Annotated in this window: 14 protein-coding genes; all 14 read left to right on the forward strand. The window is 27.2% G+C overall.

Going from position 1 to position 17,813, the window contains the following annotated elements; translation table 4 throughout:
- Positions 1–25 precede the first annotated feature (25 nt).
- The 14 genes from AAHM77_RS01140 (at position 26) to AAHM77_RS01205 (ending at position 17,786) form a co-directional block, all read left to right on the forward strand.
- Positions 26–871 carry a DpnII family type II restriction endonuclease gene (locus AAHM77_RS01140; protein WP_342252608.1) on the forward strand — a complete coding sequence of 282 codons (846 nt, stop codon included), beginning with the start codon at positions 26–28 and terminating at the stop codon, positions 869–871.
- 22 nt (positions 872–893) lie between these two features.
- Positions 894–1,673 carry a MurR/RpiR family transcriptional regulator gene (locus AAHM77_RS01145; RefSeq protein WP_342252302.1) on the forward strand — a complete coding sequence of 260 codons (780 nt, stop codon included), beginning with the start codon at positions 894–896 and terminating at the stop codon, positions 1,671–1,673.
- Between the two features lie 115 nt (positions 1,674–1,788).
- Positions 1,789–3,519, forward strand: a complete 1,731-nt coding sequence (locus AAHM77_RS01150; protein ID WP_342252303.1) for a PTS transporter subunit EIIC — start codon at positions 1,789–1,791, stop codon at positions 3,517–3,519.
- Positions 3,520–3,532: 13 nt separating this feature from the next.
- Entirely contained in the window at positions 3,533–4,435 is a 903-nt protein-coding gene (gene murQ, locus AAHM77_RS01155; protein WP_342252304.1) for an N-acetylmuramic acid 6-phosphate etherase, read from the forward strand.
- Between the two features lie 204 nt (positions 4,436–4,639).
- The gene (locus AAHM77_RS01160) at positions 4,640–5,692 is read left to right on the forward strand and encodes a MupG family TIM beta-alpha barrel fold protein (RefSeq protein WP_342252305.1); all 1,053 of its coding nucleotides are present in this window, start codon (positions 4,640–4,642) and stop codon (positions 5,690–5,692) included.
- 424 nt (positions 5,693–6,116) lie between these two features.
- Complete coding sequence (locus AAHM77_RS01165; RefSeq protein ID WP_342252306.1) at positions 6,117–8,291, forward strand: PTS fructose transporter subunit IIABC; 2,175 nt, start codon at positions 6,117–6,119, stop codon at positions 8,289–8,291.
- Positions 8,292–8,435: 144 nt separating this feature from the next.
- The gene (gene rmuC, locus AAHM77_RS01170) at positions 8,436–9,479 is read left to right on the forward strand and encodes a DNA recombination protein RmuC (RefSeq protein ID WP_342252307.1); all 1,044 of its coding nucleotides are present in this window, start codon (positions 8,436–8,438) and stop codon (positions 9,477–9,479) included.
- 33 nt (positions 9,480–9,512) lie between these two features.
- Positions 9,513–10,403, forward strand: a complete 891-nt coding sequence (locus tag AAHM77_RS01175; RefSeq protein WP_342252308.1) for a type I phosphomannose isomerase catalytic subunit — start codon at positions 9,513–9,515, stop codon at positions 10,401–10,403.
- 230 nt (positions 10,404–10,633) lie between these two features.
- Positions 10,634–11,758 (forward strand): hypothetical protein, encoded by a 1,125-nt coding sequence (locus AAHM77_RS01180; protein ID WP_342252309.1) that lies wholly within the window; start codon positions 10,634–10,636, stop codon positions 11,756–11,758.
- A 151-nt stretch (positions 11,759–11,909) separates the two neighbouring features.
- Positions 11,910–12,665: a type I phosphomannose isomerase catalytic subunit gene (locus AAHM77_RS01185; RefSeq protein ID WP_342252310.1), complete on the forward strand. Its 756-nt coding sequence runs from the start codon at positions 11,910–11,912 to the stop codon at positions 12,663–12,665.
- Between the two features lie 230 nt (positions 12,666–12,895).
- Positions 12,896–14,023, forward strand: coding sequence for a hypothetical protein (locus AAHM77_RS01190; protein ID WP_342252311.1), 1,128 nt, complete (start codon positions 12,896–12,898; stop codon positions 14,021–14,023).
- 93 nt (positions 14,024–14,116) lie between these two features.
- The gene (locus AAHM77_RS01195; protein WP_342252312.1) at positions 14,117–15,535 is read left to right on the forward strand and encodes a hypothetical protein; all 1,419 of its coding nucleotides are present in this window, start codon (positions 14,117–14,119) and stop codon (positions 15,533–15,535) included.
- Between the two features lie 14 nt (positions 15,536–15,549).
- Positions 15,550–16,407: a hypothetical protein gene (locus AAHM77_RS01200; protein WP_342252313.1), complete on the forward strand. Its 858-nt coding sequence runs from the start codon at positions 15,550–15,552 to the stop codon at positions 16,405–16,407.
- Positions 16,408–16,613: 206 nt separating this feature from the next.
- Positions 16,614–17,786, forward strand: coding sequence for a hypothetical protein (locus AAHM77_RS01205; protein WP_342252314.1), 1,173 nt, complete (start codon positions 16,614–16,616; stop codon positions 17,784–17,786).
- The last annotated feature ends 27 nt before the right edge of the window (positions 17,787–17,813 follow it).

Here is a 17,813-nt window from a genome sequence, read left to right on the forward strand (position 1 = left end):
AATAAAGAGTGAATTTAATATTTTTTTAAATTCAATGCAAAAAACATTAAAGGAATATGATTTTTTTACTGATTTTACAAAAGTTAATAAGAATTTAGATTTTTCAATTTCTTTTATAAAAGACTTAGAATCTTTAAAAAAATCAAAATCAATAGAAGATGACTTATTAAAATTATTAAATAATAAACCAGATTTTTTAAAATTTATATTTTTATTGTTAGCAAAAAGAATTGATAAAAAAGAAATGAATCAATATTTTTTAATAAATAATGAAATAATAAATTTTAATTTGGATATATTTGAAATAAATAAAATAAATTTATATCGTGATTTTTTAAAAAAATCAGGAATAATAAAATTGATTAATGAAAAAATTGATTTTTATTCTTATATTAAAGGGATAGAAGTCGGTCTAGACTCTAATGCTAGAAAAAATCGTAGCGGAACATTGTTTCAAGATTTAATTGAAAAATATTTACAGGAAAATAATTTTGATTATATTAGAGAAGCTACGAATATTTCAATAAATAGAAAATTAAAATTAAATTATAATGATTTGTATAGTGAATTTAATTTAATTCCTAAAGAAAAAGCCAAAAGATATGATTTTGCATATTTTAAAAATAACAAATTATATTTAGTTGAATGTAATTATTATAGTTCTTCGGGTTCTAAATTAAATGAAACGTCTAGAAGTTATATTGAATTAAATAAAAATTTTAAAAATAAACAAAATATCAAATTTGTTTGATTAACAGATGGAATTGGTTGGAATTCAACTAAAAATTCTTTAAAAGCTGCTTATGCGGAAATTGAACATTTATATAATTTAAACGATGTATATAAAAATAGAGTGTTATTAAAAATATAAATTAAAAATTAGGAAGTAAATAATGAAGAAATCAGCATTAACTTATATTTTTAATAACAAAGATAAAGATGATATTATCTGTGATTACATTTATGAATGTTATAAAAAAAATATTAATTTAGATATTAATGAAATTTCTAAAAATTGTTTTTTGTCAACCTCTAATGTTACAAGGTATTTTAAAAAAAATGGTTTTGAAGGATTTAAAGAATTTAAATATTTACTACTAAATGAAAATGAAAAAATTGTTGAAAATTTAGATAATATTGATTTTGAAAAAGAGTATTTTTTTGAGCCAATCATTCAAACCAATATTGTTAATAGTGATGAACAATACGAAAAAATCAATGAATATATCATCAATGCCAAAACAATAGTAATAGGTTCAGTAGGGGGCAATAATCCGATAGCACTTGAATTACAAACCCGTTTATTACGATTAGGTTTTAATGCTAAATTTGAATTTGATCCACATTTAAATTATGTAAATGCGACTAATTTAAAAGAAAATGATTTATTAATTATCTTATCTTATAGTGGACAAACTAAAGAAATATTAAAAATGTTTTATAAAGCAAAATTAAACAAAACTAAAATTGTTACAATTAGTGGCAATAATAATTGTGAATTATTTAAAGAGGCAAATATAGCATTAATGATTAATTCTATGGATAATTACTTGAAAATTTTGTCAATTAAATCGCGAATAACTATGTTATATTTGATTGAAAAAATTATTTTAAAATTATATTTATCGAATATAAAGAAATATCAAAATATTCAGGAAAATAATCGCTATTAAATAATTAAAATTATTTTTAATTTATGATAACTAATTGCATAAATTTGTCTTTTTCTTTTATATTTTCATTTTAAAAAATAAAATTAAAGTATAAAAAATGAAAGGAAATTATATTATGGCGAAAAAAGATGCCAATAAAACGGCCAGTGAATTACTGAGTTTAATTGGTGATCAAAAAGTTCAGACTGTAACCAATTGTCAAACCCGTTTAAGAATTAATTTAAATTCTGGAATAGATAAAGAGACAGTTAATAAAATCAAATCAACCGAAACTGTTTTGGGGGTCATTCAACCTTCAGACAAAGAAATTCAAATTGTCTTAGGACCAGGTTGGGTAACTAAAGTGCGTGAGAAATTTGAAAAAATATGAACAGAACAAAATAATGAAGTTTTAAATTCAGAATCTTCTAGCGATGAATTTAAAAGTGCTGGTGAGCAAGGTGCTGAATTTAAAACTGAATTAAGAAAAAAACAAACTAGTTGGATTCAATTATTTTTGGCTAAATTTAGTAAAATATTTGCCCCTATGATTATAGGTTTCATTGGAGCTGGTATTTTATCGGGAGTCGCAGGTATTTTACAATCAACTGCCAGCACTAACGGTGTTTGAGATAGTGTTGTAGCTCAATCATGGTTTAACTTTTTATCTGTATCACTAAATCTATGAAAAGATGCCTTTATTGTGATCGTTGGATGAAGAACCACTGAAGTTTTTGGCGGAAGTGGTGTGCTTGGAGCGATTGCTGCATGTATGTATGTTCCATCGTTCGCCACTCAGGTGGTATCGCCATTTGTGCTAGATGGTACAACTAATCACTATACATTTTTAGGAATTCATATTTCTAATAATTTACATAATTGATTAATTGTAGGTTTTAGACCAGCAATTGATGCAAACGGAGTAATTAATTTATCATATGCCTCAGGTAATATTCTAGGTGCTTTATTAGCGGGTGGAACCGTACTGTGGTTAGAAAAAGGAGTACGCAAAATTGTTCCTAATCTGTTAGATACAATCTTAACTCCTACAGTTGTAATTTTTGGAATGTTATTTGTCAACTTTTTCTTATTAATTCCAATTTCAGGATATTTATATACAGCTGTAGCATGATTTTTTTCAACCTTGTACAATAACCCGTTTGGTGCTTTTTTCTTAGCTTCTATTTTCTTATTAGCAGTGGCATTCGGAGTTCATCAGGGATTTGTACCAATTTATCAAGTTTTAATTGATCAAACTGGAGTAAATGGATTATTCCCAATATTGGCAATGGCCGGATTTGCACAAGTCGGAACCGCTATGACCTTATACCTATTATCTGAAAAAGGTAGTGATTTAAGGAAACAAATTTCAGGGGCCATCATTCCAGGAATCTTTGGAATTGGTGAACCCTTAATTTACGGGGTAACTTTACCAAGAATTAGACCATTTATTACATCTTCAATTGGCGCTGGTTTTGGAGGATTCTTCATGGGTGCTGTATCGATGTGAGGAGGTTGTACAATTGGTTTGAATACTATGTTTGGACCTTCAGGATTACCAGCTGCTTTCTTAATGACTACCCCAGATGGTCGTATTGGTTTAGCTGTATCAATTTATTTATTAGCGTTATTAATCTCTGCTACCGCCGGGGGATTAATTACTTACTTAGGATATTCACGACTAGCGATGGTCGGTACTGCAGAGATGAAAAAAATTTACACTGAAAAAAATGTTGTAATGTGAGAAAAAGTTTTATGAACATTAGCTTTTATAACTATTATTGGAATCTTTGCTTTTTGAATTTATAAATATTATCAAAAACCTATTGATGAACGTAAACAAATCAATAAAGTAAAAGTAGTATAATTTGGAGAATAAAATGAAAATTGATTTAACTAAAATAAATACTGAACAACAAAATGAAAATTCCTATCATATCGATCGGCAATCAACTGCAGGAATTTTAAAAATTATTAATAATGAAGATCAAATTATTGCCAGACAAATAGCTTTGAAAATTCAGAACATCGAAAATGTGATTGATAATATTTTTCCTAATTTCCAAAAGAATGGTCGTTTAATTTATATTGGTGCAGGAACAAGTGGGAGATTAGGAATTTTAGATGCATCAGAAATGTTACCAACCTTTAGTGTTGAACCCGGGAAAATTATAGGTTTAATAGCTGGTGGTAAAGAGGCGATTGAAAATCCAATTGAAGGTGCAGAAGATGACACAGAGTTGGCATTAGACGATTTAAAAAGAATTAACTTTAATAAAACAGATGCGATTATCGGTATTAGTGCTTCTGGTAGAACCCCTTATGTAATCAAGGCTTTATCATACGCTCGAGAAATAGGAGCATATACTGCTGGTTTATGTATGACAACTGATTCTGAAATGAAAACAGTGACCAAAGATGTCATAGATATTATTACAGGCGGAGAAGTAATTACTGGTTCAACTAGAATGAAATCTGGCACTGCTACTAAAATGGTATTAAACATGATCTCTACAACCCTGATGGTCAAATTGGGGAAAGTCTACAATAATTTAATGATTGATATTAAGGCTACAAATGAGAAATTGAAGGAAAGATGTGTCAATATTGTAAAAAAAATTACTAAAAATTCTGATACCGATTTAATTCGAAACACCTTAATTGCAACTAATTACAATTGTGCTATTTCTAGTTTAATGATTTTAAAAAATCTAGATAAAAAGGAAGCTCAAAAATTACTGCAAGAAAATCATAATATTTTAGCAAAGATCATTAATTTGTAAGTATGAGAAATTTTAATTCTGTTCAGAAATTAATTTTTAATATTAGTTTAGTTGTCGCTTTTATCTTTTTGGCTATCGGTGGTATTTTATATTGATGTAATGTTTTGGTGTGTGGATTAGTATTTATGGGAATTAGTGGATTTTCCTTCATTATAATTATGATTATCTATTTAATCTTTGAGTTTATTAATAAGCGAAAAAATAATGGTGCATAACAATATTGGGATTTCTTGTTATCCAGGTTTAAATATAAGTTTACAAGATAACATTGAATATATTAAATTAGCTGCACAAAAAGGCATTAAGCGTTGTTTTTTATCAGCGCATATTCCAGAACAAAATAATGATATTTATTATGAATTAACAGTGATTTTAAAATTATTAAAAGATTTAGATTTTCAAATAGTAATAGATATAAGTAAAAATTACTTAAACCAAATTAAACCATTATTAGAACATGAGATGCATCTAAGATTAGATTTTGGATTTACTAAACAAGAAATTGTCGATTTATCTCATCAGTATTTTATTAGTATTAATGCAAGTACTATTGATGAAGCGATGTTAAAAGAATTAATTATTCTTGGTTTAAATTTAAAACAAGTGGATGCTTTCCATAATTTTTATTTAAAACCTTTTACTGGTTTAACTTTAGATTATTACTACAACCAGAATCAAATGTTTAAAAAATACAATTTGTTAATCAGTAGTTTTGTCGGTGGTCAAACTTATAAACGACCACCTTTAAAACAAAGTTTAGTAACCCTTGAAGAACATCGGCAACGTTCCTTATTTGAACAAATACAAGAGTTAAAGTTATTAGGATCAGACTTTATTTATTTTGGCGATTTAAAAACCAGTACAGAAGAATTAGTGGTTTTAGTCAATCAAAATAATAATTTCTCTCCATTTCAATTAATAATTAATTCTAGTCATAAGTTAACTAATGAAGAAATTCGACTGCTTAAAAGTACACATCAGTTGCGTGTGGACAATAGTGGATACATGTTAAGAAGTGATAAATTAAATTTAAATTACACAGACTTTAATATTGTCCCAAATCACAATGATATGCCAATTGAAGCCTTTGATGTCACAATTGATAATAACGAATTTTCTCGTTATAAAGGTGAACTGAATATTTGATTAAAACATGGCGCTAGTAGTAAAAGGATTAATGTGGTCGGCAAACTTCAAAATCATTATATTTTAAAATATTTAAATCAACATCGGTATTCATTTATACTTAAAAAGTAAGCAATTGTTCTTTGCATAATCAGAACATTCATTAATTTTAATTTCTATTTACTCCGGAGTTGATAATTTTCAATGACAAGAAAGTAAACGATGATACCAATGAATGAATTTTTCAGAGAATAAATTTGAAATAGTCATTAAATCACAAAACACAGAAGGAACAATGGATAATTCAGGTCCTACAGCAATATGGTAATACACAATATTTATTGATTGTTCAGATATTTACTAGTTTTAAAATAATTTATAAATTAGTTAAAACATAAGTAAAATTTATAAATAAAAAAATACCTAATAAATTAGGTATTTTTTTATTTATAATACAAATTTTGAATGAATGAATTTACTTATTTGTACTATTTTTTATCATAAATAAGTAGTATAAATAAAATATGTGTTAAAGAACACAGAAAGGAGTGTTTATATGGATAACATTTTTTTCGACAGTAATTGTACTATCTTAGATTCCAATGCTAAAACTCAGGATCAAGCTTTTCAAGAAATTGCTGACTTATCAGAAAAATTAAAAATTTCTGATAGTTCTAAAGCCACTAAAGATGGTTTAATCGCTAGAGAAAAAGAAGTTACTACTGGTTTTGAGGATGGATTCGCTATTCCTCATGCAAGAGTTAAAGCGATTTTAAAACCTTCAATAGTTTTTATGAGATTTAAAAATGGAATCGAATGAAAATCATTAGATGGTTCTAAAGTTAAAGTTGCAATTTGTTTACTAATTCCAGAAGATAAATCAAGTAGTATTCATTTAACATTATTAAGTAATATTTCAAGAAGATTAATTAGCAAAGAGGTTAGAGATCAACTGCGTAATGCTAAAAATCATGATGAGATTAAAGAAACATTATTATCAGAATATAAAGAAGTTAAAAATGATGATAATGTTAAAAAATTAAATAAAAAAATAGTTGGTATTACAGCTTGTCCAGTAGGAGTTGCGCATACTTATATGGCAGCAGATAAACTGACAGAAACTGGACAAAAATTAGGTTATGACATAAAAATTGAAACTCATGGTTCAAGTGGTGTGGGTAATGAAATTAAACCTAATGAAATTAAAGAAGCTGATGTAGTGATTATTGCAGCAGATATTGGGGTTGATTGCTCAAAATTTGTTGGTAAAAAAATATTCAAAGCTCGTGTTTCTGATGCGATTAAGAATCCTGAAAAATTAATTGAGGATGCTTTTGCAAAAGGTAAAGTCACAGAAAAATCAGAAGATGATGATAGTGATGATATATTTAAAACAAATGGTTCAAAACAAGGGATTATGCAACACTTAATGTCTGGAGTATCTTATATGGTTCCTCTAGTTATATTAGGTGGAATTTTTATTGCTCTATCAATTGGTTTGACTAAATCAATTTATGGTCCAGATGCGAATCCTGATACATTACCGCAAACTAATATTTTATATTATTTATTCTGAATCGGTAGTGCTTCATTTACATTAATGATTCCAATTTTAGGAGCATTTATTGCAAATTCAATCGCTGGTCGAGCTGCTATCGCTCCAGCACTGGTTGTATCGTTTATTGGTAATACACCAGCAGCATTTTATCCTATTGGTGGGATCACAGTAACAACTCCTACTGGTTTTATTGGGGCGATTGCTGCTGGTTTAGCTTGTGGTTACACAGTTAAATGAATCAATGACACTTGAAAAGTACCAAAAGGGATGCGCCCAATAATGCCGATTTTTGTAATCCCAATTTTAGTTGGTTCAGTATATTCATTAATTATGATGTTTGTTATTGGAGCACCTATTGGTTGAGTGATGGAACAATTTTCAAATTGAATCGGAGATACCTGAGGTAACACCGATAATGCATCAAATGTCGCCATTAGTTTAGGATTCGGTTTATTAATTGGAGCAATGGCCGGATTTGATATGGGAGGACCAATTAATAAGGTTGCATTCTTAACTTGTGTTGGTTTAATTTCTAATCATATCTATACACCGATGGGAGCGATGGCATGTGCAATTCCAGTAGCTCCATTAGGAATGGGAATGGCAACTTGAATCTTTAGACCATTATTTAGTCAGGAACAAAAAGTAATGGGTTCAACAGCATTTGGAATGGGATGTATTGGAATCTCAGAAGGTGCAATTCCTTTTGCAGTTAACGACCCAAAACGTGTTATCCCTTCAAATATTGTAGGTTCAGCAATTGCTGGTGGTATTGCTGGTGTTGCAGGTATTGCAGATATTGCTGGACACGGTGGACCAATTGTATGTTTTCTAAGCGCTGTTGGTCATGGTAATGGCAATACTGGACAATATGGTTGAGGTGATGCTTGAACATGAACATTATTAGCATTATTAATTATGTTTATTGGAGCAACAATCACTGCTTTAATGTATGGTTTCTGATTGTTATACGATAAAAAACGTAATGGCGAAGATATTTCTCTTAAAAAATTTGATGTAAAACGTAAAAAAGGGGAAGGTACTTTAGAAACTATTAAAAACTCTAAAAAAGTTGAAAAAGAAAAAGTTGAAAGTACAACTTCAAAAATTTTATTTAATAATTATTATTTAAATAAAATTTATAAATCAAATTTCAATATATATCGTCATTAAAAAAATATTATTTTATTAATATTTTTTATAAAAAAAGGACAACATAAAGTTGTTCTTTTTTTATAAAATTAATAAAATTTAGTAAAGTATTAATATAAATTAAAATAACAACAATGATCATTGTTTTAGTTAGGAAAATTAAAAATGACAGATATTATTTCTTATATTATTTTAGTAATTTTATTATTAATTATTCTTATCGGTGGATTTTATGTTTTTAAAAATAAGAGTAGAAGTAGTAAGAATATTGTTGAAGGAAATACAGACAACAGTAAATTAGATTTTTTAAATGAAAAAATTAAAGAATTAAATAACTCTATAAATGATTTTAAAGATAAAACTCACCAAAACGATTTAAACAAAGTAGCTAAATTAACAGACGCAACTGGTAAATTAGAAAATAATCTACAATCAATTTATGAATTAAAACAAAATATTGTTGATATCAAATCAATTTTTATATCATCTAAAAATCGTGGTAATTTAGGCGAATATTCTTTATATAAAATTATAGAAGATTTTTTAGGTGCCCCTAATGGAAAGAATTGAGAGAAACAATCTCAAATTACTGTAGATACAAATAATAGTGGTTATGGGAATGTAGATGCAGTTATTTTTAATGGTTATAAAAATATTTTAATTGATGCAAAATTTCCATTAGAAAATTACAGTAAATATCAAAAGGCGGCTGAACAATCAGAAAGTAATAAAAATGAAATTAAAGAATGTCAAAAGCATTTTGAAGAAGATATCAAAAAGAAAATTAGTGAAATTAAAAAGTATAAAAAACCTGGCGATAATAATGTTTTAATTATGTTCATTCCATCAGAATCAGTATTTGGGTTTATTATGAGCAACTTTCAAACACTAGTTGTTAAAAATCAGAATGAAGTTAATTTTTGTTCACCAACAACTCTTTCATTAATGTTACGCTTAATTTTAGAGGACGATAAAAAACAGAATTTAATTAAAAATGCTGAAAAAATTTATAAATTAATCAATGAAATTAGTTATGAATACAGTCGATTAAACGAAAGATGGAACAAAGTTAAACAACAATTAGATAAAACCACAAAATCAGCAAAAGATTTAGATATCACTTTTGAAAAAATTGAGAAAAAAAGTTTACAAATTGAAAGACCGAATAGTAATGCTGGATTAAATAATCCGGTCAATATATTAGAATAACAATTCAGTAAAAATATGAAAAGTGAGGATATTATGAAAGTGTTAAAAATTAAACCGTTCTTTTCAGAACGATTATGAGGTGGTGATAAACTGAAAGAATTTGGTTTTAAATTACCAGATACAAATTTATATGGTGAGGCTTGATTAATTAGCGCCTTAGAAAATGGAATGACTTATTTAGAAGGTGGTCAATCTTTTAAAGAATTTTTTGAAAAAAATAAATCATTATTTGGAAATATTGAACAATTCCCATTATTAACTAAAATTATTACTGCCAATGATAATTTATCAGTGCAGGTTCACCCCGATGATAATTATGCTATTAAACATCATAAAATGTTAGGGAAACCTGAATGTTGATATATAATTGATTGTCCAGTTAATGCGGAATTAATTTATGGTCATTATGCCAAAGATGCAAAAGAGTTACATGATTTAGTAAGTGACAAAAAATGAGATCAATTATTTCAAAAAATTAAAATTAAAAAAGGTGATTTTATTAATGTTCCCTCCGGAAAAATTCATGCAATCACAAAGGGTGTTAGTGTTTTTGAATTACAAAGATCATCAGATATCACTTATCGTTTTTATGATTATGAACGTAAGGATAAAAATGGTGATTTAAGAGAACTACACATTGATCATTGTTTAAATGTGACAACTATTCCTGATAATGAATTTTTCATTAAAAACATTAATGATGGAGAATTAATCAACAATAAATATTTTACATTGCATTTAATCACTAAGAATCAAACATTAAAATTAGACAATGAGTGGGCACAATTAACTATTATTGAGGGTTCTGCGGTAATTAATGACTATCAAATAAATAAGGGTGATTCAATATTCATTTATAATTTTGATCATAAACTAAATATTCAAACTAACGGAAAAATATTATTAAGTTATAAAAATGTTTAAAATATTTTATTTTAATAATGAAAACAAGGACTCTTTTTGTATTTAAAATTTTATTTTATAATTTTATAAACTTAAATAATTGACAAAAAAAATCAATAAGCATGTATTATTGATTTTTTTTGTCAATTATAGTAAAATTATATTAAATATATAAAGTTAATAATACCAGATTATTTATATTAATTCAAATAAATTTTAACTTTAAAATAAATTTGGAAAAGGTCTTAAAAATGAAAACTAACAATAAATTTCCAACAATAAATAATGACTTTGGTGTAAATGATTCTATAAATCATAATACTGATGTTTCTGAAAATAATATTTACGACGAAGATACTTCTGATGATATAACAGTTGAGAGCGAAGCAAATGATAATGATGCTGAAAATACCATAGATGAAATATTAGAAAATGATGAAGAAAATTTAGCATTATCTCCAGGTTCTGGTAATAATGCAGTTTTAAATAGAACGCCTAAAAATTGAAAAAAAATATTTAAAATAACTGCAATATGCTATTTAATTTTCATTTTTGTAGTTATCATAATGTTGTTTAGTTGAGTTGTCTTCTTCTTATTTCCCGATTCTATCGCAATTGATTCTAAAGAGATAAAGGAAGATATTAATAAAGGTGGGATTATAATGATTAGATCTCAACCACATAAAGCAACAGACCCTAGTACAATTGTAAGTACTTCTGAGGAAATAGAAGCTGAATTTGTTAATTGATTCAATGCAAAAGTTGAATCAATTAACGGTCATAAAGTTCAAAAAGATGTGGATTATACTTTAAAACTTATTAGTAATAATGGTCAAGATGATTGAACTGATTCGATACTTCCGGATGATACATGGTATGACTACATTGTAGTTAAAGAAATGGAAATCACACCTTTACCAGGATCCAAATATATAAAAGGCTATCCAATTGATTTGCCATTTGTTGTTAGCCCTTATTTATGTTTTACAAATTATGATTATAGCAAAACGATTAATTTAACAGCAGATGAACAATATTATATTTCACTTCCCGGTATTATTTTACATGATAAAAAATGAATGCTAGATGGCAATAAATTTAACGATGATGATAGTTTAACTTCTTATTTATTGGATCATATGGATCAAAATCTTATTGGTTGAAATTATGATTATATAAAAACTAATACTAGACTAGTTAAAACTGCAGGGACTGATTATACTGATTTTGTAGAAGGTGCACCATTTACAATTGCTGCAAGGAATAAGGACGAAAGTAATCCATACTGATTTGGTAATACAAGTACATGCATTATGGACTCATATTGAATTGGTGGTACTTCTGATTATTGCATAGTGACTTATAATACTTATTAATTAATTTTCACCATTATATTTAAATTGACTTATAATAAAATAGATGATTTAAAATATTTTAGGTGGTGATAAACTGAAAGAATTTGGTTTTAAATTACCAGATACAAATTTATATGGTGAGGCTTGATTAATTAGCGCCTTAGAAAATGGAATGACTTATTTAGAAGGTGGTCAATCTTTTAAAGAATTTTTTGAAAAAAATAAATCATTATTTGGAAATATTGAACAATTCCCATTATTAACTAAAATTATTACTGCCAATGATAATTTATCAGTGCAGGTTCACCCCGATGATAATTATGCTATTAAACATCATAAAATGTTAGGGAAACCTGAATGTTGATATATAATTGATTGTCCAGTTAATGCGAAATTAATTTATGGTCATTATGCCAAAGATGCAAAAGAGTTACATGATTTAGTAAGTGACAAAAAATGAGATCAATTATTTCAAAAAATTAAAATTAAAAAAGGTGATTTTATTAATGTTCCCTCCGGAAAAATTCATGCAATCACAAAGGGTGTTAGTGTTTTTGAATTACAAAGATCATCAGATATCACTTATCGTTTTTATGATTATGAACGTAAGGATAAAAATGGTGATTTAAGAGAACTACACATTGATCATTGTTTAAATGTGACAACTATTCCTGATAATGAATTTTTCATTAAAAACATTAATGATGGAGAATTAATCAACAATAAATATTTTACATTGCATTTAATCACTAAGAATCAAACATTAAAATTAGACAATGAGTGGGCACAATTAACTATTATTGAGGGTTCTGCGGTAATTAATGACTATCAAATAAATAAGGGTGATTCAATATTCATTTATAATTTTGATCATAAACTAAATATTCAAACTAACGGAAAAATGTTATTAAGTTATAAAAATGTTTAAAATATTTTATTTTAATAATGAAAACAAGGACTCTTTTTGTATTTAAAATTTTATTTTATAATTTTATAAACTTAAATAATTGACAAAAAAAATCAATAAGCATGTATTATTGATTTTTTTTGTCAATTATAGTAAAATTATATTAAATATATAAAGTTAATAATACCAGATTCTTTATATTAATTCAAATAAATTTTAACTTTAAAATAAATTTGGAAAGGGTCTTAGAAATGAAAACTAACAATAAATTTCCGACAATAAATAATGACTTTGATGTAAATGATTCTATAAATCATAATACTGATGTTTCTGAAAATAATATTTACGACGAAGATACTTCTGATGATATAACAGTTGAGAGCGAAGCAAATGATAATGATGCTGAAAATACCATAGATGAAATATTAGAAAATGATGAAGAAAATTTAGCATTATCTCCAGGTTCTGGTAATAATGCAGTTTTAAATAGAACGCCTAAAAATTGAAAAAAAATATTTAAAATAACTGCAATATGCTATTTAATTTTCATTTTTGTAGTTATCATAATGTTTTTTAGTTGAGTTGTCTTCTTCTTATTTCCCGATTCTATCGCAATTGATTCTAAAGAGATAAAGGAAGATATTAATAAAGGTGGGATTATAATGATTAGATCTCAACCACATAAAGTAACAGACCCTAGTACAATTGTAAGTACTTCTGAGGAAATAGAAGCTGAATTTGTTAATTGATTCAATGCAAAAGTTGAATCAATTAACGGTCATAAAGTTCAAAAAGATGTGGATTATACTTTAAAACTTATTAGTAATAATGGTCAAGATGATTGAACTGATTCGATACTTCCGGGTTATGGATGGTATGACTACATTGTAGTTAAAGAAATGGAAATCACACCTTTACCAGGATCCAAATATATAAAAGGCTATCCAATTGATTTGCCATTTGTTGTTAGCCCTTATTTATGTTTTACAAATTATGATTATAGCAAAACGATTAATTTAACAGCAGATGAACAATATTATCTTTCATTTCCCGGTATAATTTATAATCATGATAAAAAATGAATGCTAGATGGAAATAAATTTAACGATGATGATAGTTTAACTTCTTATTTATTGGATCATATGGATCAAAATCTTATTGGTTGAAATTATGATTATATAAAAACTAATACTAGACTAGTTAGATCTGGTGGGACTGATTATACTGATTTTGTAGAAGGTGCACCATTTTCAATTGCTGCAAGGAATAAGGACGAAATTAATCCATACTGATTTGGTAATACAGGTACATGCATTCAAAACTCATATTGAATGGGTGGTACTTCTGATTATTGCATAGTGACTTATAATACTTATTAATTAATTTTCACCATTATATTTAAATTGACTTATAATAAAAAATGCTATATAATATAATAAAATAGATGATTTAAAATATTTTAGGTGGTTTTTATGGCTAAAAAAGGAGTTAATAGTAATAATCAAAGTCCTGTCAATAATAATCAAAACTTAACAAGAACGATTCAAACTAATTACGATCCTTTGTCTAATACATCAACCCTTTTTTCTCCTACAAAAGTCTATAATCCTGTTGTCATAAATCCTAACCAAGTTCATCAAAATAATCTTCAAAAACAAAAACCTCGTAGTCATCAACAAATGATTTTGAAACAAAAAAATAATAATTTTTTGTGAGCTTTTTTAGTAATTATTATAATCGCAGTTTTCGGAAGTATTATAGGTGTTATTATCGTATCTATCAATAATAAAGTTGAAAAATATAATATTAACACTGCTTTTGGATCTAGTGAAGAAGCTACATTAAATTCTAATTCCATTTATTATGTTAATGATAATTTTAATGATTTTCAAAATAATTTTTTCAATATCACCTATAATATTTTAAATACTGCCTTACCTGGTCAATATCCAATTATATCACAAGAACAACTTGTAATTGATTGACAAGGAGTTGATGATACTCTACCTGGTACATATGGAATAACTATTTTTACTTATGGAAGAGATGATTTGGAAGGGAAAAAAAGTGAAACTATCCAGGTGGTTTCAAATGAACCAAATGATATTGGAGACATAAATTTTGATAGTATATTTGATCAAGAATATTATGTTTCAAATCGACCAGACGCTATTGCGGACCAATATGCACAACAAGTTGTACAGGAAATAAATAACGCAACTGGAGTGATAGTCAGTACTTCAGACATTAAAATAACTTTCAAAAATGATACTGGTATAGGTGATCAAAATGTCTTAAATGCAAGTAGAGATACTATTACAAATACAGCAACCATTCAAACAACTGGTTCGAATTCAGAAATAACTGGTTCTTCATCTGGCCATAAAGTTAAATTAAAGGCGTATCAGTGTGATGATCCACATTTATGATACGAAAATCCAGACACAAATAGTAGGACAAGTGATGCAGGAGATGAAACATCAGGGCATTTGCGTTCAGATGGAAGATACAATTATAATACTAAAAAAAGTACATTTGATGGTTATATAGATAGGGGTGCACATCAACCAGTTCTTTACAATAATGTTAGATATAAACTAGCATATTCTGATATTCTATATAGCATTAAAGAGATAGTGAAAACTCCTTATGATCAAGGTGGGATACCAACATTACCAGTGGATGATGTAATGAATGGGTATACTAATGATTCAGAAAGAACGCTGTTATTTGAAAAATATTTGTCACCTAAAAACTTCCCTCAAGATGGTACTGTTAAAACATGAAATTACGATAGAAATGGTTTCTGGAAAGTTATTTGTATACCCGCACAACCAGGTAATGGTGTATTTGAAGGTTATTTTTATTATCATATTTGCTTTTATGTATAGTAAGGAGAAGAACGATGAAGAAATTTTTAAGTATTTTAAGTATTAGTTTTTTTTCAATTATTCCTATAACTAGTGTTGTTGCATGTGACTTTAAAAAAGATGATGATATAAGACCAATGAATCCTTCAGATCTGAAAAGTTATATTGACAGCAACGGTAATGGAATCGAACTTCACTGAGAAGGTAATGCAACTGACACGCAAAATAATTTTAATGTTTGAATCGAAGAACAAATAGATTCTTGATTTTTAGATACACGAAATATTGTTGTACATGCACAAGCAGGAGTGGATTTCACTTCAGAAGGTGTTTTTGAGAAATGCGATTATGAAGCTGCAGATAAAGGTAACGGCTATATAAGTGGTTGGGGGAGCACTGACATTAAAGTTAAACCAATACAAAGTTCGACATTATTTTCATCTACACAAATAATTACATTTCACGTTTCGGTTTTAGACCAAATTAGTAATGGACCTAATAGCCCAATATGCTCTCAATATATGGGTTCGATTAACGATGGTTTTATAAGTCCAAATATAAATACGGTGCCATCAAAATATTATGGTAATGGTGTACCGAGTTTAATAATGGGGAAAAATGATGTTGTAACCGATGATGAATCATTTTTTAAATATTTTAAAAAAATATTTACCCATAATTTAATAGGTTTTGGTGTAAGTTATGATGATTTATTTAGAAATGCTACTTATGAATGTAAAGATTATATAGGGGAAAATGACCCATATAAAGATGAACCAGCTGTTTATGTATATGATACTAACAAATCAGATCAAGTTGAAGTTTATAATCAAATTAAAATAATGGGTCCATATTGAGATGCACAATCATGCATTATTTTCCTTAGCTTTTAAATTAAAATAAATATAAGAATTATCTTAATAATGTAAATTTAAAAAATATATTGAAAAGCAATCACGGTGTGTAATTGCTTTTTTTTGCATATTATAGTAAAATTATATTAACTATATAATCAACAATAATATCATATTATTATTGTTATTTCAAACAATATTTCATTGTATCTTAAAAATTTATTTCCAAATAAAAGGTGCTAAGTATGAAGAAAAAGAAAAAAGAAGAATTTTTGAATACTAATAATCAAAATTTTTCAGGCATCCCAGAAAAAGAATCGCAGGTTCCAGATTTTTCTTTCGATCAAGAAAATCAACAACATGAAAATAACGGAGACATTGATATTTTTATCAATGATAATAATGTTTATGAACCAGAAGAATTTTTTAATGATGATTTTAACCAATATAATGGTGGTGATTTCATAAATGAAAGCGATGCAGAAATGTACGAGAATAAAGATAATGATAAAGGTCATATTAAACCTGAAAATGTTAATTTTATAATGAAATTATCTTGAATTTTTCTAATTGTGGTGATCTTAATAAGTGTAATCGCTGTTGTGTTTTTTATCTTTTATATCGTAATTCCATCAACTTATGATGACCCATTATATTCAAATTACTTAAAAAATCAAATCAATAAAAATGGTAGACTTATTTTCATTAAATCACAATATTATGATTATGATAACGGAAGTATGCCAGTAAGTACTTCTGAGGAAATAGAAGCTGAATTTGTTGAATGGTTTAATCAACAAATTGATACAGAACTTCCCGGAGCTGATGCTGACATTGACATTGACTATACAATAGAAGTATTAGGTGGTGGTGATTTCAGTGATTGTACACTAGGTTCTAGTATACCTGTAAAAGAAATGGAAATTACACCTTTATCAGGTTCAAAATATTTAGAAGGGCCACCAATGAAATTTTTCTTTGTTGTTCTTCCAGGTTTAGCTTGAAATAATTTTGCTTTCGATAAAACAGTGCCTTCCGAAGATCAGGTAGGTTTTGATGCTAGAGATTTGGCCTTTGATACAATCAGTGCAAGATGAAATTCAAATCACATAGGGATTAATGCCGATGGGGCGAAATCGGATGATGATTTAGTTGAACCATTTTTAAGGGGTTTTTCTCAAAATCTGATTGGTTGAGATTATGATGATGTTATGAACAGAACAATAATTATTGGTAGTACAAATACGTGAGATTGAAGCCAACCTAATTGAAATGGTGGTCAAGATATTTTAAGGACTGAAACCGTTGTTGGGAGCGGAGAAGAAATTTGGTTATCTGATGATAATAGTTCTAAGGCGAAAGATTCAGTCTATAACTATGTGAATATGTATGATGATGATCATTGACCATGAAGTTAATTTCATTTTGATGAATTCTATTTATCA

The sequence above is a fragment of the Spiroplasma endosymbiont of Amphibalanus improvisus genome (assembly GCF_964030645.1).
GTDB lineage: Bacteria > Bacillota_I > Bacilli_A > Mycoplasmatales > Mycoplasmataceae > CAXIPX01.